Below are 18,799 nucleotides of genomic sequence, written 5' to 3' on the forward strand. Positions count from 1 at the left end.
AGCCTGGTGCCTGCTAAGACTGCGCGACGGCGTGCCAGTCGGCGTTCTGCAGGACGACGCGATAGCCGTCGCAATCCTCGAAGGTGACGCCCTGCCTGTCCCAATAGGGATTGAAGGACGGCACGGTGGCGTAGCCGTGTTCCTTCATGCGCTGGATGGCTGCTTCCCAAGCGTCACGATCCGGCATGTAGAAGACGACCAGATTGTCCGCTGTGGGCGCCCTGCCCGCATCGTGACCATGGGCGTGGGTGAATTCGAAATGATAGGTGTCGCCGGGCCGCCCGAACATGACGCCGTCGAAGCCGTCATGATCGCTAAAGCGGAACAGTTCCTGCAGGCCAAGGCCATCCCGGTAGAAGCGGGTGACTGCCGCGAGATCGTTCGTTGGCCGCGCAACGCGCAGCACGAGCTGAGTTTTCATTTGCTGTCTCCTTTATGGACAGGATTGAAGTCGAGTTGGGTTGCCTGTGGTGCAATCGTGCTTGCCCATTGCGTGACGATCAGCCCGCCGATAATCAGCGCAAGTCCGGCGAAACGAGCTACTGTGACCGGTCGATGGGCAAAGCCCATCAAGGCAAAGTGATCGATGACCAGTGACGCCATCATTTGGCCGGCGCTGACGGCAACGATGAAGCTCGCGGCGCCGAGCTTCGGTGCCAGAAGCAGTGCGGCGGTGATGTAGACCACGCCTGCCGCGCCGCCGATCCAGATCCACCACGGACCTTTCAGTGCCACCCCGACGGCTGGAACCGGCAGCCTGAAGACCATCATGACCGGCACGATCAGCACGACGCTGACCCCCAGCGAAACGAAGGTTGCCCAGAGCGGATGACCGAGCAGGCGGCCAAGCATGGCGTTCGCCCCCGCCTGGAAGGGAACGGCGGCCCCTGCAAGCAGGGCGGCGATCAGAAAGGAAAAGGTGCTCGGCATGAGATTGTCTCCATATCGATCATGCCGAAATAGACCATCAGTTTCACGTATGGAAATTCGATTGTCATACGAGTAATATGCATGAAATGAATAACCTCGCCGGTGTCGATCTGAACCTGCTCGTCGTGCTGGAGGCCTTGCTGGCCGAACGCCACGTCTCGCGGGCGGCAATCCGGCTAAACAAGAGTCAGCCCGCCGTGAGTCATGCGCTCGCCAGGCTACGTCACCTTCTCGATGATCCGCTGCTGGTCAGGCGACAAGGTGGCTTCGACCCGACGGCGCGCGCCTTGGAAATCACCCCTGCGCTCACCGAGGCGCTCGACCGCATGCGGCACCTTCTGGCACCGGCCGGGTTCGACCCGGCGACGGAGCGCCGGACGTTCCGGCTCGCCATGTCGGACTATGGCGCGGCGGTCATCCTGCCGGCACTGCTGCCGGTCATGCGGGCGCAGGCACCGCAGGTCGACCTTGTGGTCAGCCAGGCGAGCCGCGAGGTGATGGTTTCGCAAATCATCGACGGCGAGATCGATCTTGCCTTTGGCGTCTTTCCCAGCCTCGATCGGTCCGTGCGCTCGCATCGCTTGTTCGACGAGCGCTTTGCCTGTCTCGCCGATGCGGCAAGTCTTGGCGGCAGAAAGACGATAGATCTGGCGAGTTATCTCGAACGGCCCCACGCGCTGGTCGATCTGCGCCCCGAACGTCAGAGCGAGGTCGACAAGGCCTTGGCCGAAATGGGCCACAAGCGGCGGCTCTGTCTCATCATCCCGCATTGGGGCGTGGCGCCGCGCCTGATCACCGGCACCGACCTGGTGCTTACCGTCGCCCGTCGGATACTGCCGGCGCCCGACAACCGGCTTTGCGTGTTCGCCCCACCTTTCGAAATTCCGGCCTTCCAGTTCACGCAGATCTGGCACAAGCGACGGGATGGCGACCCGGCGCACCAATGGCTGCGGTCGCTGCTTCAGCATCTGCTTGACGGTTGAGCTCGGAAAACCTTCTGGCCTCAATGCCGGCCGGTTCTGCCGCTAGAGAATCGCTCCGCGGGCGGCCATGGTGGAAAGACATGGCCGCCAGATCGGCCCAAGGGATAAGAAATCCCGTCTCAGACTCGGCACATTCGTTTGGTTCGAACATCCCCATGACCGCAGAACTATCCGCCGGCGCCACGGATCGCGCCGATGTGTCGGCCAGAGCCTTGCTCCTGCTGCCGCTGACGGTCGCCTGCGGCGTGTTCATGACCAGCCTCGACCAGAATGTCGTGGTGACGGCGCTGCCCGGCATTGGCGAAAGCCTCGCCCGCCCGCCGAGCCAGCTCGGCCTGCTGATCACCGTCTATGTTGCCAGCCTGATCATCTCGATGCCGCTCGGCGGCTGGGCGGCCGACCGCTTCGGCCTGCGCAACGTCTACTGCTTCGCCTTGCTGGTGTTCGCCACCTCATCGGCGCTCTGCGGCCTGTCCAACGACATCTGGACGCTGGTCGGCGCCCGCGCGCTGCAGGGGTTTGGCGGCGCGCTGATGGGCACGCTCGGCCAGGTCGTCATCCTGTCGAGTTTCCCGCGCAACAGGACGCTGAAGATCAACATGTATATCTCGGTGGCCAGCCAGACCGGGCCGCTGGTCGGGCCGCTCGTCGGCGGCGCGCTGACCACCTACATTTCCTGGCGCTGGATCTTCTTCATAAACGTCCCGTTCGCGCTGGCGGCGGCGGTCCTTGCCGCCTCGCTGTTCCCGACGGTGACCAAGCCCGTGCGTACGCGGTTCGATTTTCCAGGTTTCCTGCTAGTCGGCAGCGGCATGATCCTGCTGGTCTTCGGCATGGATTCGCTGGCCGCCAAGGATGCTGCCGGCGGCATGATCGCCGGCGAACTGGCGCTGGCGGTCGTCATCCTGTCGATTGCCTCGCTCTACTGCCTGCGCGTGCCAAATCCCCTGCTCGATTTGAAGCTCCTGCGCATCCGCACCTTCCGCATCTCGTTCCTCACCGGCGGCGGGCTGGACACGATCGGCCTGAGCTCCGTCGCCTTCCTGCTGCCGCTGATGTTCCAGCTCGGCTTCGGCATGAGCGCGGTGCAGGCGGGATCGCTGACCTTCGTTGCCGCGCTCGGCTCGGTGATCATGCGTTTCTTCATGCCGCGCGTCCTCAACCGGTTCGGCTTCCGCCGCGTGCTGGTCTTCAACACGCCGGTTGTTGCCGCCATGGTGGCCGGCTTCGCCTTGATGCAGGCGACGACGCCGGTGTGGATCGTGCTTGGCTACATCTTTGCTTTCGGCGTCTTTCGCTCCGTCCAATGGGCCTCGACCGGCAACCTCGCCTATTCCGACATCGCCCCCGACCAGCTCGCCCGCTTCAGCGCGCTTTATTACATCCTCTGGCAGCTCGCGGTGGCGGTCAGCGTCGGCCTGGCGGCGGCCATGCTGTCGTTCCTGGCCGGCGGTGGCCCTGCCGTGACCAATGATTTCCGGGTCCTGTTCGCGATCGAGGGCGTCATCACGCTCTGCGCGCTGCTTGCCTATCTCAAGCTGACGCCGCAGGACGGCGCCCATGTCAGCGGCCATGGCATGCAGATGAATACGGAATAGCCGGCAAGCGCCGCCAGGCCGGGCAGCCGCTCTACTCGCTGAACGTCACCCACTCTTCCAGCGGCACGCGGTCGGTGCGGAAGGCGTTTTCCGGCTTGGAGGTGTCCTCATAGCCGAGCGCCATGCCGCAGACGACGATCTCCTCGTCGGGAATGTTGAGCACCGGCCGGATCTGCCGGTGATAGGGCGCGAAGGCGGCCTGCGGGCAGGTGTGCAGGCCCCTGCCCCGCGCCGCGACCATGATGTTCTGCAGGAACATGCCGTAGTCGATCCACGAACCCTGGTTGAGCCGGCGGTCGATGGTGAAGATCATGCCGACCGGCGCGTCGAAGAAGACGAAGTTGCGGTCATGCTGGGCACGCATCTTGTCGACCTCGCGGCGGCCGATGCCGAGCGCGCCATAGAGGCCGAAGCCGTTGGCGCGTCGCCGCGTCAGATAGGGTTCGAAGAACTGGGTGGGATAGTAGCGGTACTCGTCCCAGTCGGCCTTTTCGGCGCGGATACCGGAATTCAGGATGGCATCCGAGATCTGTTGCTTGGTCTCGCCCTTGGTGACGTAGACCCGCCATGGCTGCATATTGGTGCCGGAAGGCGCGCGAGCCGCAACCGCCAGAATGTCGCGGATAGTGTCGTCTTCGATCATGTCAGGCAGAAATGCGCGCACCGAACGTCGCGACACGATCGCCTCGTCGACGATCTCGGCCTCATCCGCGATTCGAGCCTTCTTTTCCAACATGGGCCGTCCCTTAGCCTTTGCGTCGATCGGACGTCCCCACTCGCCGCTCGCGGCGGAGCCTTTGCATGAACCGTCAAAATCCTGCAAGCAAATCTTGAGCATTGGTGAAAATCTACTTGATTTTTTCATGAGCTTGATTTCTCATGAAATTCGGTTTGAAATTTTCATGAAGTGAGCGTTTTGGCGTCTCCTACCGCACGAACATTACAGGGACCTGACGAACGCGTGCTGGCTGGCGATATCCGGGCGCTGCGCAGGGCGCGCGGGCTGACGCTCGCCGAAATCGCGCTGAAACTCGGCCGTTCGGTCGGCTGGGTCAGTCAGGTCGAACGCGGCCTGTCGACGCCGTCGCTCAGCGATCTCAGGGCGTTCGCCGAACTGTTCGGCGTGCCGATCAGCCTGTTCTTCAGCCATGACGTGCCCGTCGAGAGCGAGCGCGGCGTGGTGGTGCGGGCCGGCAGGCGCCGCACCCTTGGCACCAGCGAATCCGGCCTGGTGGAAGAACTCCTGTCGCCCGATCTCGGTGGTAGCTTCGAAATGGTGCGCTCGATCTTCGCGCCGGGCGCGGAAATGAAGACCGAGCAACTGCGGCCGACCGAGGAAGCAGGCTATCTTGCCTCCGGTATTTTCGAGATCGAGATAGCGGGTATCTGGCACCGGCTCGTCGAAGGCGATTCCTTCCGCTTCGAAGGCAAGCCCTATCGCTGGCGCAATCCAGGCACCGAGCCGGCGGTTGTCATCTGGGTGGTTTCGCCACCGGTTTATTGAGTCAATTTTGGGAGAAGAAGATGGCGGGGTTGCCGAGCACGGCGCGCGTGGTGATCATCGGGGGTGGCGTGGTCGGCACCTCCTCGCTCTATCATCTCGCCAAGGCGGGCTGGACCGACTGCGTGCTCCTGGAAAAGAACGAGCTGACATCAGGCTCGACCTGGCATGCCGCCGGCAATGTGCCGACCTTTTCCTCGTCCTGGTCGCTGATGAATATGCAGCGCTATTCGACCGAGCTGTATCGCGGCCTGGCCGACGCGGTCGACTATCCCATGAATTACCACGTCACCGGTTCGCTGCGGCTCGCCCATTCCAAGGAGCGCATGCAGGAATTCCAGCGCGCCAAGGGCATGGGCCGCTATCAGGGCATGAATATTGAAGTGGTCGGCGTCGACGAGATCAAGCGCCGCTATCCCTTCATCGAGACGCATGATTTGGAGGGCGCGCTCTACGATCCGAGCGATGGCGACATCGACCCGGCGCAGTTGACCCAGGCGCTGGCCAAGGGCGCGCGCGATTTGGGCGCCAAGATCATCCGCTTCTGCCCCGTCACCGGCGTGCGCCGCGAGAAGGATGAGTGGGTGGTCGCCACGCCGCAAGGCGAGATCCGCTGCGAAATCGTCGTCAATGCCGCCGGCTACCGTGCCGCCGAAGTCGGCAAGATGTTCGGCCGCGAAGTGCCGATGATGGTGATGAGCCACCAGTACATCCTGTTCGAGGAAATCCCCGAACTGGCCGCATGGTCGAAGGAACAGGGCAAGAAACTGCCGCTGCTGCGCGATGTCGACACCTCCTACTATCTGCGCCAGGAAAAGACCGGCATGAATCTCGGCCCCTATGAGCGCAATTGCCGCGCGCATTGGGCCACCCCCGGCGATCCGATGCCGGAGGATTTTTCCTTCCAGCTCTTCCCCGACGATCTCGACCGGCTGGAACATTATTTGGCCGATGCCGTCGCCCGCGTGCCGATCCTGGGCACCGCCGGCCTGTCCAAGGTCATCAACGGGCCCATCCCCTATGCGCCGGACGGCAATCCGCTGATCGGCCCGATGCCCGGCGTCCCCAACGCCTTCGAGGCCTGCGTCTTCACCTTCGGCATTGCCCAGGGCGGCGGCGCCGGCAAGGTGCTGGCCGAATGGGTCACGCAGGGCCAGACCGAATGGGATATGTGGTCCTGCGATCCGCGCCGCTTTACCTCCTTTGCCTCGGCGCCGGATTATTGCGTCGCCAAGGGCATGGAAATCTACGGCAATGAATACGCCATCCAGTTCCCGCGCCACGCCTGGCCCGAAGGGCGCGACCGCAAACTGTCGCCGATCCACGACCGCACCAAGGCGCTCGGCGGCCGCTTCGACGCCTATAATGGCTGGGAACGTGCCACCTGGTATGCGCAGCCGGGCGACGACATTTCCGAGGAAGCGACGCTGACCTTCCGCCGTGAAGGGCCCTGGCAGCATCGCGTGCGCGAAGAGTGCCTGGCCGTGCGCGACGCCGCCGGCATCCTCGACCTGCCCGGCTTCTCGCGCTTCAACCTGGAAGGACCCGGCGCCGCCGAATGGCTGAGCCTGCAGGTCACCGGCCTGGTGCCGAAGCCCGGCCGCATCGGCCTCGTCTATTTCGCTGACGACAAGGGCCGCATCGTCACCGAAATGTCGGTCGTGCGCCACGGCGAGGACCAGATGACGCTGATCACCGCGGCGGTCGCGCAATGGCATGATTTCGAATGGCTGAAGTCGCGCATGCCGAAAGACGCCGCCTTCACCCTGACCGACCGCACCGAGGACTATTCCACCCAGATCCTGGCCGGCCCCAACTCGCGCAAAATCCTCGCCGATGTCTGCGACGCCGACCTCACCCTGCCATGGCTGACGCATCAGGAAACCACCATCGCCGGGCGCTGGGCGAAGCTGGTGCGCGTCTCCTTCGCCGGCGAGCTCGGCTGGGAGATCCACACCAAGGTCGACGACACATCGGCCATCTTCGACGCCATCTGGGCGGCCGGGCAGAAGCACGGACTGAAACCGTTCGGCATGTACGCGCTGGATTCGCTCCGGCTCGAGAAGGGCTACCGCACCTGGAAAGGCGATCTGTCGACCGACTATTCCATCCTGCAGGGCGGGCTTGAGCGTTTCGTCAAATGGGAGAAGCCCGACTTCCGTGGCAAGGCCGCATTGCAGAACGAAAAGCAGCAAGGCGTGAAGAAGCGCTTCGTCACGCTGGTCGTCGAAAACCCCGGCGATTGCGACGCGCCCTACATGTCGACGCTGTGGCATGGCGGCCAGATCGTCGGCGAGACCACGTCGGGCGGCTGGGGCCATCGCATCGACAAGTCCATCGCGCTCGGCATGCTGCGCGTGGACTTGACCGAGCCCGGCACCTCCGTCGAGGTCGAAATCTTCGGCGACCGATTCCAGGCGGTGGTGCAGAAAGACGAGCCACTCTGGGATCCGAGGAACGAAAGGCTGCGGGCATGAAGAATGTCATCCTTACCGATGGCGGCATGGGCCAGGAACTGGTCCGCCGCAGCAAATCCGAGCCGACGCCACTGTGGTCGGCCAGGGTCTTGATCGACGAGCCCGATCTGGTGCGCGACCTGCATGCCGAATTCATTCGCGCCGGCGCCCGCGTCATCACCCTCAACACCTATTCGGCAACGCCCGAACGGCTGGCGCGCGAGGGTGCCGAGGAGCTGTTCAAGCCGTTGCAGAAGCGCGGCATCGAACTGGCCAGGCAAGCTTGCGACGCAGCCGGCGAGGCAGCGATCGCCGGCTGCCTGTCGCCGCTTTTCGGCAGCTACGCGCCGGCGCTGACCATCTCCTATCAGGAAACGCTCGACATCTATCGCCGCATCGTCGCCGAGCAGGCGGATGGCGTCGATCTCTTCCTGTGCGAAACCATGGCCTCGGCCGATGAAGCACGCGCGGCCGTCACCGCGGCATCGGAAAGCGGCAAGCCGGTCTGGGTATCCTGGACGCTCGCCGATCACGGCGCGCCGCGGCTGCGCAGCGGCGAAACAATAGCCGCCGCGGCAAGCGCGCTCGATGGCCTGCCGATAGCGGCGCGGCTGCTCAACTGCTGCCGGCCGGAAGCGATCGCCGCCGCCTTGCCTGAGCTGATCGAACTCGGCGGCCCGGTCGGCGCCTATGCCAATGGCTTCACCTCCACAGAGGCGCTCAAGCACGGCGGTACCGTCGACGTGCTGCACGCCCGCCACGACCTCGGCCCCGACGCCTATGCTGATCAGGCCATCGGCTGGGTCGAGGCCGGCGCAGAAATCGTCGGCGGTTGCTGTGAAGTTGGTCCCGCCCATATCGCGGCGCTGCGCAGCCGGCTCGAACAGGCCGGCTACCAGATCTCGGGAGTTCAATGATGCCCAGACCATCATCGCGTATTTCCGGCATCGTGCCTTCCGGCAAGGATGGCTGGGAGGTTCATTCCGCCGCCTGGGCCCGCAAGGAAGCCGGCGAGGACATCATCATGCTGTCCGTCGGCGACCATGATTTCGACACGCCCTCTGAGACGATCGAGGCCTGCGTCACCGCGGTTCGCGGCAGCAACCACCACTACACGCCGCTGCCCGGCCTGCCGCGCCTGCGCCAGGCGATGGCGGTCGCTTCGAGCGCCTGCACCGGCGTCGAGACAACACCGGATCAGGTCATCGCCACACCTGGCGGCCAGGCCGCACTTTACGCGGCCGTGCAGGCCGTGCTGGATCAGGGCGACCACGCCATCGTGGTGGCGCCGTACTATGCTACCTATCCCAACACGTTCAGCGCCGCCGGGGCCAGCTTCACCGTCGTCGAGACGCCGGCCGAGGACGGGTTTCAACCCCGCGCCGACATGATCCGCGCGGCACTCAGGCCCAACACGCGCGCCATCCTCATCAACACGCCGAACAACCCGACAGGTGCGGTCTATTCGCGCGAGCGGCTGGAACAGCTGGCGCAAATCTGCCGCGAGCACGATCTCTGGCTTCTGTCGGACGAGGTCTACTGGACGCTGGGCGGCGGCGAGCATGTCTCGCCGCGCTCGCTGCCCGGCATGGCCGAGCGCACGCTGGTCATCAATTCCATGTCCAAGAGCCACGGCATGACCGGCTGGCGCATGGGCTGGCTGACTGGCCCGCAAGAGATGATCACGCTGCTCACCAACCTCAATCTGGTGACGACCTACGGCCTGCCGGCCTTCATCTCGATCGCCTGCACCGAGGCGCTGGAGAACCGCTACGGCGTCAAGGAGATCGCCGAGCGCTACGCGGCGCGCCGCACCGTCTTCCTCGATGCCGTGCGCGGCATGAACGACGTCACCGTGCGCGGTTCCGAAGGCGGCATGTATGTCATGCTCGACATCTCCGATGTCGAACCCGACGACGAAAAGTTCGCCTGGGCCCTCCTCGACCAGGAGAAGGTCGGCGTGATGCCCGGCTCCAGCTTCGGTGACGCCGCCGCCGGCCATATCCGCATCAGCCTCTGCCAACCGGAACCGGTGCTGCAGGAAGCAGCGGCTCGGCTGCGCCGTTTTGCTTCCACCTATCGCCGCGAGGCCGCATGACCAAGAGCATCCCCACCAAGGCCCGCGCTGTCATCATCGGCGGCGGCGTCTCCGGCTGTTCGGTTGCCTATCATCTGGCCAAGCTCGGCTGGACCGACATCGTGCTCTTGGAGCGCAAGCAGTTGACCTCGGGCACGACATGGCATGCCGCCGGCCTGATCGGCCAGCTGCGCGGCTCGCAGAACATGACGCGGCTGGCGAAATATTCAGCCGACCTCTACGTCAAGCTGGAGGCCGAGACCGAGGTCGGCACCGGCATGCGCCAGGTCGGCTCGATCACCGTCGCGCTGACAGAGGAGCGCAAGCACGAGATCTACCGGCAGGCGTCGCTGGCGCGTGCCTTCGATGTCGATGTGCGCGAGATTTCGCCCAATGAAGTCAAAGAGATGTATCCGCATCTCAACGTGTCCGACGTCGTCGGCGCCGTGCATCTGCCGCTCGACGGCCAATGCGACCCCGCCAACATCGCCATGGCCCTGGCCAAGGGCGCGCGCCAGCGCGGCGCCACCGTCGTCGAGAATGTGAAGGTTACCAAGGTCCACACCAGGGCCGGCCGCGTCACCGGCGTGTCCTGGGCGCAGGGTGACGAAAAAGGCATGATCGAGGCCGACATCGTCGTCAACTGCGCCGGCATGTGGGCGCGCGAACTCGGCGCCCAGAACGGCGTCACCATACCGCTGCACGCATGCGAGCATTTCTATCTCGTCACCGAGCCGATCCCCGGCCTCAGCCGCCTGCCGGTGCTGCGTGTGCCGGACGAATGCGCCTACTACAAGGAAGACGCCGGCAAGATGATGCTCGGCGCCTTCGAGCCGGTGGCCAAGCCCTGGGGCATGGACGGCATCCGCGAGGATTTCTGCTTCGACCAGTTGCCCGAGGACATGGATCATTTCGAGCCGATCCTCGAAATGGGCGTCAACCGCATGCCGATGCTGGCCACCGCCGGCATCCACACTTTCTTCAACGGCCCCGAAAGCTTCACCCCCGACGACCGCTACTATCTCGGCGAGGCGCCGGAACTGCGGGGCTACTGGATGGCGACCGGCTACAATTCGATCGGCATCGTCTCCTCCGGCGGCGCCGGCATGGCGCTGGCGCAATGGATCAACGACGGCGAAGCGCCGTTCGACCTGTGGGAAGTCGACATCCGCCGCGCCCAGCCGTTCCAGAAGAACCGCCGTTATCTCAAGGAGCGCGTCTCCGAAACGCTCGGCCTGCTCTACGCCGACCACTTCCCCTATCGGCAGATGGCGACATCGCGCGGTGTGCGCCGCTCGCCGCTGCATGAGCACCTGAAGGCGCGCGGCGCCGTGTTCGGCGAGGTCGCCGGCTGGGAGCGCGCCAACTGGCTCGCCCGCGAGGGACAGGAGCGCGAATATCGCTATTCCTGGAAGCGGCAGAACTGGTTCGACAACCAGCGCGACGAGCATCTGGCCGTCCGCAACAAGGTCGGCCTGTTCGACATGACCTCGTTCGGCAAGATCCGCGTCGAGGGCCGCGATGCCTGCGCCTTCCTGCAAAGACTGTGCGCCAACGACATGGACGTGGCACCGGGCAAGATCGTCTACACGCAAATGCTCAACCAGCGCGGCGGCATCGAGAGCGACCTCACCGTCTCGCGGCTGTCGGACACGGCCTACTTCCTCGTCGTGCCGGGCGCCACGCTGCAGCGCGATCTGGCGTGGTTGCGCCGGCATGTCGGCGAGGAGTTCGTCGTCATCACCGACGTCACGGCGGCCGAAAGCGTGCTCTGCCTGATGGGTCCGGATGCGCGAAAGCTCATCCAGAAAGTCAGCCCCAACGATTTCTCCAACGAGAACAACCCGTTCGGCACGTTCCAGGAGATCGAGATCGGCATGGGGCTGGCCCGCGCCCACCGCGTCACCTATGTCGGCGAACTCGGCTGGGAGCTCTATGTCTCGACTGACCAGGCGGCTCATGTCTTCGAGGCGATCGACGAGGCCGGTGCGGATGTCGGCCTGAAACTCTGCGGCCTGCACACGCTCGATTCCTGCCGCATCGAAAAGGCCTTCCGGCATTTCGGCCACGACATCACCGACGAGGACAATGTGCTGGAAGCAGGCCTCGGCTTCGCGGTGAAGACGGCCAAGGGCGATTTCATCGGCCGCGATGCCGTGTTGAAGAAAAAGGAAGCCGGATTGAGCCGCCGGCTGGTCCAGTTCCGGCTGAAAGACCCGCAGCCCCTGCTCTTCCACAACGAGGCGATCTTGCGTGACGGCAAGATCGTCGGCCCGATCACCTCAGGCAATTACGGCCACCATCTCGGCGGCGCCATTGGGCTGGGCTATGTGCCATGCCAGGGCGAGAGCGAGGCGGAGGTGCTGGCCTCGTCCTTCGAGATCGAAATCGCCGGCGAGCGGTTTGCGGCTGAAGCGTCGTTGAAGCCGATGTATGACCCGAAGGCTGAACGGACGAAGATGTAACGCCTCTTCCCTTCTCCCCTTGTGGGAGAAGGTGGATCGGCGCGTAGCGCCGAGACGGATGAGGGGTGCGTGACGAAGCGCGGTGTGAAAGGATCGAAGGGTCTGAAGCACTTATTTCTGCAAAGCAGAGATCCTTCACGCACCCCTCATCCGACCTCGCTTCGCGAGGCCACCTTCTCCCACAAGGGGAGAAGGGAGAGTCGCGCATCCCCTAAAACCTTTCCAGCTTCGTCCGCACCTTCGCCAGAAACGCCGCCCGCGTCTTGGGCGTCGAGGCGTCCATCAGATAGTGCGCCAGGAAGAACGTCTTGCAGCGTCTCGCGCACAGCGCCCGCATGCCGCGCAGCAAGGTCTTGCGTCCGGGCTGGCCGACGACGACGCTCCACCAAGTCGGCGCGCCGCAGGTGGTGATGACGCCGACCTTGGTGACATGCGTCATCAGCGACGTGATCCGCCCCTTGCCCACAGGCAGCTTGAAGGCGACATCGGTCGCCCACACCCGGTCGAGCCAGCCTTTCAGCATCGCCGGCAGCCCGTACCACCAGGTCGGATAGACGAACAGGATCGCCTCGGCCCAGGCGAGCAGTTCGAAATGCGGCTTCAGCGCCGGGTCCTGCGGCGCCTGATTGTTGTAAGTGCGCCGCTCGTCGCAGCCCATCACCGGGTCGAATTTCTCGGCATAGAGGTCGAGCAGCCGCACCTCCCAGCCCCTTGCCTTGAGCACATCCAGGGCGGTGTCGCGGATGGCGGCGCAAAAGCTTTCCGGCACCGGATGGCAATAGACCACGAGGACACGCATCAGAATGCATCCATGCTCGCCGCGACCTTCGTCATGAAGGACTTTCGCGTCTGGTCGGTCGACAGGTTCATTGCGTAATGCGCGAGATAAGTCACCGGCGCGCCCGGCTTTACGGTGGCGCGCAGCATGCGCTTGATCAGCCTGCGTGGCGGATCACCCATCACCATGGCGCGGAACCGGCTCCCGCCATAAGTGGTGACAGCCGCCACCTTCCTGATGTTGTGCAGCGACGGCTGCACCTTGCCGTCGACCAGCCTGAACGACACGCCGGGCAGGAAGACGCGGTCGAAGAAGCCTTTCAGGATCGCGGGAAAGCCGTAATTCCAGACCGGATAGGAAAGCACCAGCGCCTCGGCACGCAGCAGGCGCTCGACATAGGGCGCCGCCGGGTCGGCGGAACCGCGCGGGCTGTGATAATCCAGCCTCTCCTGGCGCATCAGCCGCGGGTCGAAATCCTCGGCGTAGAGGTCGCAATCGTCGACCGCATGGCCCGCCGCCGTCAGCCGCTCGACGATCAACCGGTGCAGGCCGGCATTGAAGCTGGTCTCGACCGGGTGCGCGTAGAGGACGAGGATGTTCATCAGCCTGCCTTTTGCAGTCCCTTGAACAGAAAAGTCCGTCCGGAACGATAGTCATAGTCCGGGTTTTCCCAAGCGATCATCTTGCCGGGATTGAGCAGGCCCTGCGGATCGGTCTCGCGCTTGAAGGCGAGTTGCACGGCATCGGTCTGCTTCATGCCGCCCTCCTCCAGCGTGTAGCGGTGCGGGTTGAAGATCGGACAGCCATTGTCCTCGTGCAGCCGCACGATCTCATCCAAACGTGCCTCGGTGGTGAACTTCACCAAGGGCAGGCCAAAGCAGGTGATGTTGCCGTCCAGCCGCACGAATTCGAGATGCGAGAAGACTTCGCCGGGGAACATCGCATCCATCTTCTCGACCAGCGCCAGCTGGTTGGGAAAGGGATAGAGCGACTGCAGATAGGTGATGTCGGGATCGACGCGCAATGCCCTTAGCGTCGTATGGTTCCAGGCCAGCTCATAGGCCGGCGGCAGGCCCTTTTTCTCCTCCGCCGTCGCGGTGGCGGCGTTGAAGATCACCTCGCCGCCGGCGCGCCGGGTGAAGGCGAGGAACGCATCCAGCCCATGCTGCGCCACCATGACGACGCAGATGCTTTGCCCTTCCCTGAAAAACTTCTGGTGCCGCTTGAAATAGAGCTGTGGCACCGGTGCGGCGATCGGCGTGATCAGCTTGGCAAGGATGCCGTCCTGGCAGGCCAACGCGTTGCCGTAGCGCGCAGCGTCCATGAAGGCATCGAAGCCGACGATGACATCGACCCATTCATAGGCCGCGGTCAGCGGCATCTCGACTTCCGTGATGATGCCGTTGGTGCCGTAGGCGTGCGTCACCTTGTGCAGATCCTCGCCGGTGAGTTCGAGCACTTTCGGCTCGGCCTCCATGGTCACCACGCGCAGGCGCAGTACATTGCCGAAATCGCGCAGGCCGCCGAAATTGATCGAGCCGACGCCGCCCGACCCGCCCGCGATGAAGCCGCCGATCGAGGCGGTGTTGTAGGTCGACGGCGACAGCCGCAGTTCCTGCCCGGAATGCGCGCGTGTCGCCTTGTCGATATCGGCCAGCACCGCGCCCGGCCCGGTCACCACGCGCCCAGGTGCGATCGATTTGATCTCGTTCATTTCGGCGAGGTTGAGCACCACGCCGCCCGACAACGGCATCGCCTGACCGTAATTACCGGTGCCGCTGCCGCGCGGCGTCACTGGCACGCCGTGCCGGTGACAGGCGGCCAGCACGCGGATCAGCTCGGCTTCGGTCTTCGGCGTCACGATCAGGTCGCCGGTGACATGGTCGAGCTGCTGTTTCAGCACCGGGCTGTACCAGTAGAAGTCGCGGCTCTTCTGCTGGACGATGGCCGGATTGTCGTCGAGCTTTATCCCCTCGAGATCGCGTTTGAGCGCCGAAACATCCATCATTCCACCATCAGTTCGTCGAGTTCGGCATAGTCGGGCAATTGCCGCTCGATCGCGCGGCCGCCGCGCACGACGATGCGATCCGATTCGGGCCGCGACAGCAATTCCGTCCAGTTTCGACCTTTGAACAGGATGAAATCGGCATCGCCGCCGGCGGCAAGCGTGCCGGAACCATCGAGCCGCATCACCTTGGCCGGCGTGGCAGTGACCGCTTGTGGCCAGTCGGCGACGGGATGATCGAAATGCAGGATGCGCGTCGCCATGCGGTAGACCTCCAGCATGTCGAGATCGCCATAGGCATAGAAGGGGTCACGCGTGTTGTCGGAGGCCACCGCGACCGGAATGCCCCTCGCCTTCATCTCGTGCAGCAGCGTCACGCCGCGCCAGCGCGGCGTGGTCTGGTTCCCGCGCCGATCCTGCAGATAGAGATTGCACATCGGCAGCGACACCACCGCCAGCCCAGCCTTCGCCACCTTGTCCAGCGTGTCCAGCACCTCGAGATCAGGCTGCCGCGCCAGCGAGCAGCAATGGCCGACGAGGATCTTGCCCTCGAAGCCGCTCCATAGGGCCGCCTCCGCGATCTTCTTCAGCGAGATCGCGGCAATGTCGTCGGTCTCATCGGCATGGAAATCAAGGTCGAGCCCATGCTTGATCGCCTGGGCGAAGACGTGGTCGAGCAGCTCTTCCAGATCCGGCACCATATAGGTGACGACGCCGAGCACGCCCTTGGCGGCGGCGACTCGTCTCGCCAGCCTGTCGAACCATTTCTTGTCGCGCACGCCCTCGATGCCGAGCAGGCAGGCGCCCTGCAATTCGATGCGGCCGCGCCAGGCTTCGCGCATCGTCTCGAACACCGGCCAGGAGATTTCCTCCTGCGGCGCGACGCTGTCGAGATGGGTGCGCAGCGCCCTGGTGCCATGCGCATAGGCCGAGCGCAGCGAGAAATCCATGCGTTTGGCCAGGTCCTCGGCGCTCCAGCGCGCGACGCGGTCGGCACCCGCGGCATTGAGCGCGCCCATGAAGGTGCCGTCGGGATTGGGCTTTCGCGGCCAGATATGGCCCTTGTCGATATGGGTATGGCAGTCGACGAAGCACGGCAGCACGATACGACCGGCGAGGTCGATAGCCTCCGTCGGCGCTTTCGATTTGCCATGCGGGGCCATGCGGGAGATCTTGCCGTCGGCAATGGCAATGTCGGCCAGCGTGAAACCGTCATTGTCGTAAGCAGCGGCAAGACCCGGCGTCAGCGATCGATGAACGCGGGCGTTGGCGAGTTGGTATGAGGCTGAGTCCGGAATCACGGCGCTACCGCTCCTGCTTCAGCGCGCTTTCGTGCCAGCGCCGCAAAATGAGATGCGAGATCAGCGACAGCACGAGGAAGATCAGGATGCCGGTCAGCGAAATCAGGAACAGCGCCGCGAACAGCCTTGGCGCATTGAGCCGGTAGCCGGCCTCGATGATGCGCGAGGCAAGCCCCGACGACTGGCCGGTGGCGCCGGCGACGAACTCGGCCACCACGGCGCCGATCAGCGACAGGCCGCCGGCGATCTTCAACCCGCCGAGGAAATACGGCATCGCCGCCGGCAGCCGCAAATACCGCAGTTGCTGCCAGCGAGTCGCGCCATTGAGCTTGAACAGGTCGCGCAGATTGCGGTCGACCGAATTCAGGCCAAGCGTGGTGTTGGACAGGATCGGGAAGAAGGCGACGATCCAGGCGCAGAGCAGGAGCTTGGTCGTCTGGTTGTTCACATAGATGTTGATCAGCGGAAAGATCGCCACGATCGGCGTCACCTGCAGCACGATGGCGAACGGGAAGAACGACATCTCCACCCATTTCGATTGCGCAAACAGCACCGACAGGCCGACGCCGCCGATGACCGCCAAGGCCAGACTGAGAAAGGTGATGCGCAAGGTGACCAGCAGCGAGGAGAACAAAAGGCCGGCATCGTTGTAGAGCGTCTGCAGCACCACGCCGGGGCGCGGCAGGATATATTGCGGGATCTCGTTCCACACGCAGATGCGATCCCACAGCCAGATCGCCAGGACCATGATCGCCAGCGGCAGCACCCAGCGGCCGATACGCTCGAACCGCTCCTGGCGCACACGGCGCGCTTCCTCGGGGTCGAGTTTCAACGTGCCGTCAATGACCGTCATGATGCGAGCCCGCTGTTGAATTGATGGCATTGACCAGCACGTCGGAAGCCTGGCGGCAAAGGGCTGCATAGTCGGGCGAGGTGCGAAACGCCTCGTCGCGCGGATAGGGGGCCTCGATGGCGAGTTCGTCGAACACCCTGCCCGGCCGTGCCGCCATGACGACGACCCGGTTGGACAGAAACACGCTTTCGAAAACGCTGTGGGTGACGAAGACGACGGTGAAGCGTTCGTCCTGCCAAAGCTCCAGCAGATCGTTGTTGAGCTTGAAGCGGGTGATCTCGTCGAGTGCCGCGAACGGCTCGTCCATCAACAGCACGCGCGGCTTGGTCACCATGGCGCGCGCAATCGAGACGCGCATCTTCATGCCGCCCGACAGTTCGCGCGGTACGGCATCCTCGAAGCCGGTCAGGTGCACCCGCGCCAGCATCTCTCTGATCGCAGGCGCCGCCTTGGCGCGGGAAATGCCCTTCAGCCTGAGCGGCAGCCAGACATTGTCGAAGACGCTGGCCCAGGGCAGCAGCGTCGGCTCCTGGAAGACGAAGCCGATATTGGCACGGTCGAGCGAGCCGCCGCCGCGCCAGTCGAGCACGCCGGAAGTCGGCGTCGACAGGCCGGCGATCAGCCGCAGCGCCGTCGACTTGCCGCATCCGGACGGCCCGAGCAGGCTGAGGAAATCGCCTTCCCGGATCGTCAGGTCGACATCGCTCAGCGCCGTCACGCCGTTGGAAAACACCTTACCGACGCCGCGCAGCGCCAGCAAGGTCGGAGCGACGTCCGATGCCGGCGCTCGCGCCACCTTTTCCCCTATCATGCCCAGGCCGACCTATTTCTTCAGGTCAAGCCCGACGCCCTTGTTGACGAAGGCCAGCGTGTAGGCCTTCGAAATGTCGATGCCTTCCGGCGTGACTTTGGCCTTGACCATCTTGTCGTAGAAACTCTTGATGCGCGCGTCGGTCATAGCGCCGATGCCGAGCTTCTCGGTGTCGCCGGAATCGGCGAGGCCGAACTTCTTCATCTGCTCGATCGAGAAAGCGATCTGCTCGTCGCTCATGTCGGGATTGTCTTTCTTGATCATGTCGTTGGCGGCCTTGTTGTCGCCGTAGAGGTACTTGTACCAGCCCTTGGCCGAGCCATCGACGAAGCACTGGACCACCTCCGGCTTCTTGTCGATCGTGTCCTGCATCACCTCGATCGTCGTCGAGTAGGTGTCCCAGCCATAATCGGCGAGCAGGAACTGGTTCGGCACGAAGCCGCCCTCCTTCTTCACCGCGAACGGCTCGGAGGTGACGTAGCCCTGCTGGATCGACTTCTTGTTGGCGAGGAACGGAGCGGTGTTGTAGGTGTAGGGCGCGCGCTTGGCGGCGTCGAAGCCGAGTGCGGTGACCATCCACTGGAAGAAGGTCTGCACGCCTTCGTCGCCAAGGATGTACTGGTCGGCGTTCTTCAAATCCTCCCATTTGTCCAGCCCCTCGCCGGGATGGGACATGATCACCTGCGGGTCCTTCTGGAAATCGGCCGCCACCACGCGCATCGGAATGCCTTGCTGGACGGCATCGAAAGCCGACAGCAGATTGCCACCCATGTAGAAATCGATCTTGCCGGCCAAAAGCATCGGCCGGCCGCTGACCTGCGGGCCGCCCTGCATGATGGTGACGTCGAGGCCGCAGGCGGCGTAGGTGCCGTCCGCCACGGCCTGGTAGTAACCCCCATGTTCCGGCTCGGCCAGCCAGTTGGTGCCGAAGGTGACTTTTTCATTCGCCGCGGCGCCCAGCGTGCTGGCCGCCAGCAGGGCCACCGCCGCTACCGAGATCTTCTGTTTTGCGTACATCGACAACCACCCTCTGTTTGCTCC

Annotated in this window: 17 protein-coding genes; 7 read left to right on the forward strand and 10 right to left on the reverse strand. The window is 64.2% G+C overall.

Translation table 11 applies throughout. The annotated features are described in order from the left end of the window. Positions 1-13: 13 nt before the first annotated feature. Together AC1DPX_RS09735 and AC1DPX_RS09740 are read right to left on the reverse strand one after the other, a co-directional pair. The gene (locus AC1DPX_RS09735; protein WP_477236187.1) at positions 14-421 is read right to left on the reverse strand and encodes a VOC family protein; all 408 of its coding nucleotides are present in this window, start codon (positions 419-421) and stop codon (positions 14-16) included. Further along, positions 418-852 (reverse strand): DMT family transporter, encoded by a 435-nt coding sequence (locus tag AC1DPX_RS09740; RefSeq protein WP_477236189.1) that lies wholly within the window; start codon positions 850-852, stop codon positions 418-420. The genes AC1DPX_RS09735 and AC1DPX_RS09740 overlap by 4 nt, the downstream gene beginning before the upstream one ends. 164 nt (positions 853-1,016) lie before the next feature. Between AC1DPX_RS09740 and AC1DPX_RS09745 the strand changes: the two genes are divergently transcribed. After that, a complete protein-coding gene (locus AC1DPX_RS09745; protein WP_477236191.1) occupies positions 1,017-1,913 on the forward strand; it encodes a LysR family transcriptional regulator in 897 nt (298 codons plus the stop codon). Positions 1,914-2,068: 155 nt separating this feature from the next. Further along, positions 2,069-3,511 (forward strand): MFS transporter, encoded by a 1,443-nt coding sequence (locus AC1DPX_RS09750; protein ID WP_477236192.1) that lies wholly within the window; start codon positions 2,069-2,071, stop codon positions 3,509-3,511. A gap of 31 nt (positions 3,512-3,542) precedes the next feature. On the opposite strand, the gene AC1DPX_RS09755 is transcribed toward AC1DPX_RS09750, so the two are convergent. Then, a complete protein-coding gene (locus AC1DPX_RS09755) occupies positions 3,543-4,247 on the reverse strand; it encodes a nitroreductase (RefSeq protein WP_202353935.1) in 705 nt (234 codons plus the stop codon). Positions 4,248-4,472: 225 nt separating this feature from the next. On the opposite strand from AC1DPX_RS09755, the gene AC1DPX_RS09760 reads away from it, so the two are divergent. The 5 genes from AC1DPX_RS09760 to AC1DPX_RS09780 are packed head-to-tail and all read left to right on the forward strand — an operon-like array spanning position 4,473 to position 12,010. Further along, positions 4,473-5,015: a helix-turn-helix domain-containing protein gene (locus tag AC1DPX_RS09760; protein WP_202353934.1), complete on the forward strand. Its 543-nt coding sequence runs from the start codon at positions 4,473-4,475 to the stop codon at positions 5,013-5,015. Positions 5,016-5,035: 20 nt separating this feature from the next. Beyond that, on the forward strand, positions 5,036-7,489 hold the full coding sequence (locus tag AC1DPX_RS09765; RefSeq protein ID WP_477236194.1) for a GcvT family protein: 2,454 nt from the start codon (positions 5,036-5,038) through the stop codon (positions 7,487-7,489). Beyond that, positions 7,486-8,385 carry a homocysteine S-methyltransferase family protein gene (locus AC1DPX_RS09770; RefSeq protein WP_202353932.1) on the forward strand — a complete coding sequence of 300 codons (900 nt, stop codon included), beginning with the start codon at positions 7,486-7,488 and terminating at the stop codon, positions 8,383-8,385. Before AC1DPX_RS09765 ends, AC1DPX_RS09770 begins: the two co-directional genes overlap by 4 nt. After that, positions 8,385-9,566, forward strand: coding sequence for a pyridoxal phosphate-dependent aminotransferase (locus AC1DPX_RS09775; RefSeq protein WP_202353931.1), 1,182 nt, complete (start codon positions 8,385-8,387; stop codon positions 9,564-9,566). The genes AC1DPX_RS09770 and AC1DPX_RS09775 overlap by 1 nt, the downstream gene beginning before the upstream one ends. Continuing rightward, positions 9,563-12,010 carry a GcvT family protein gene (locus AC1DPX_RS09780; protein ID WP_477236196.1) on the forward strand — a complete coding sequence of 816 codons (2,448 nt, stop codon included), beginning with the start codon at positions 9,563-9,565 and terminating at the stop codon, positions 12,008-12,010. Before AC1DPX_RS09775 ends, AC1DPX_RS09780 begins: the two co-directional genes overlap by 4 nt. Before the next feature lie 211 nt (positions 12,011-12,221). Here the strand turns inward: AC1DPX_RS09780 and AC1DPX_RS09785 are convergent, their stop codons facing one another. Genes AC1DPX_RS09785 through AC1DPX_RS09815 form a run of 7 tightly spaced genes read right to left on the reverse strand, consistent with a single transcriptional unit; the run spans position 12,222 to position 18,775 of the window. Beyond that, positions 12,222-12,809 carry an NAD(P)H-dependent oxidoreductase gene (locus AC1DPX_RS09785; protein WP_202353929.1) on the reverse strand — a complete coding sequence of 196 codons (588 nt, stop codon included), beginning with the start codon at positions 12,807-12,809 and terminating at the stop codon, positions 12,222-12,224. Next, complete coding sequence (locus tag AC1DPX_RS09790) at positions 12,809-13,390, reverse strand: NAD(P)H-dependent oxidoreductase (protein ID WP_202353928.1); 582 nt, start codon at positions 13,388-13,390, stop codon at positions 12,809-12,811. The genes AC1DPX_RS09785 and AC1DPX_RS09790 overlap by 1 nt, the downstream gene beginning before the upstream one ends. Continuing rightward, the gene (locus AC1DPX_RS09795; RefSeq protein ID WP_477237479.1) at positions 13,390-14,793 is read right to left on the reverse strand and encodes an FAD-binding oxidoreductase; all 1,404 of its coding nucleotides are present in this window, start codon (positions 14,791-14,793) and stop codon (positions 13,390-13,392) included. The genes AC1DPX_RS09790 and AC1DPX_RS09795 overlap by 1 nt, the downstream gene beginning before the upstream one ends. Continuing rightward, entirely contained in the window at positions 14,793-16,094 is a 1,302-nt protein-coding gene (locus AC1DPX_RS09800; RefSeq protein WP_477236198.1) for a cytosine deaminase, read from the reverse strand. The genes AC1DPX_RS09795 and AC1DPX_RS09800 overlap by 1 nt, the downstream gene beginning before the upstream one ends. Before the next feature lie 4 nt (positions 16,095-16,098). Continuing rightward, on the reverse strand, positions 16,099-16,947 hold the full coding sequence (locus AC1DPX_RS09805) for an ABC transporter permease (protein ID WP_477236199.1): 849 nt from the start codon (positions 16,945-16,947) through the stop codon (positions 16,099-16,101). Beyond that, on the reverse strand, positions 16,934-17,758 hold the full coding sequence (locus AC1DPX_RS09810) for an ABC transporter ATP-binding protein (RefSeq protein ID WP_202353925.1): 825 nt from the start codon (positions 17,756-17,758) through the stop codon (positions 16,934-16,936). Before AC1DPX_RS09810 ends, AC1DPX_RS09805 begins: the two co-directional genes overlap by 14 nt. A gap of 12 nt (positions 17,759-17,770) precedes the next feature. Further along, positions 17,771-18,775: an ABC transporter substrate-binding protein gene (locus tag AC1DPX_RS09815; protein ID WP_199642407.1), complete on the reverse strand. Its 1,005-nt coding sequence runs from the start codon at positions 18,773-18,775 to the stop codon at positions 17,771-17,773. Positions 18,776-18,799 lie beyond the last annotated feature (24 nt).

The organism is Mesorhizobium sp. 01N446, from assembly GCF_056399285.1.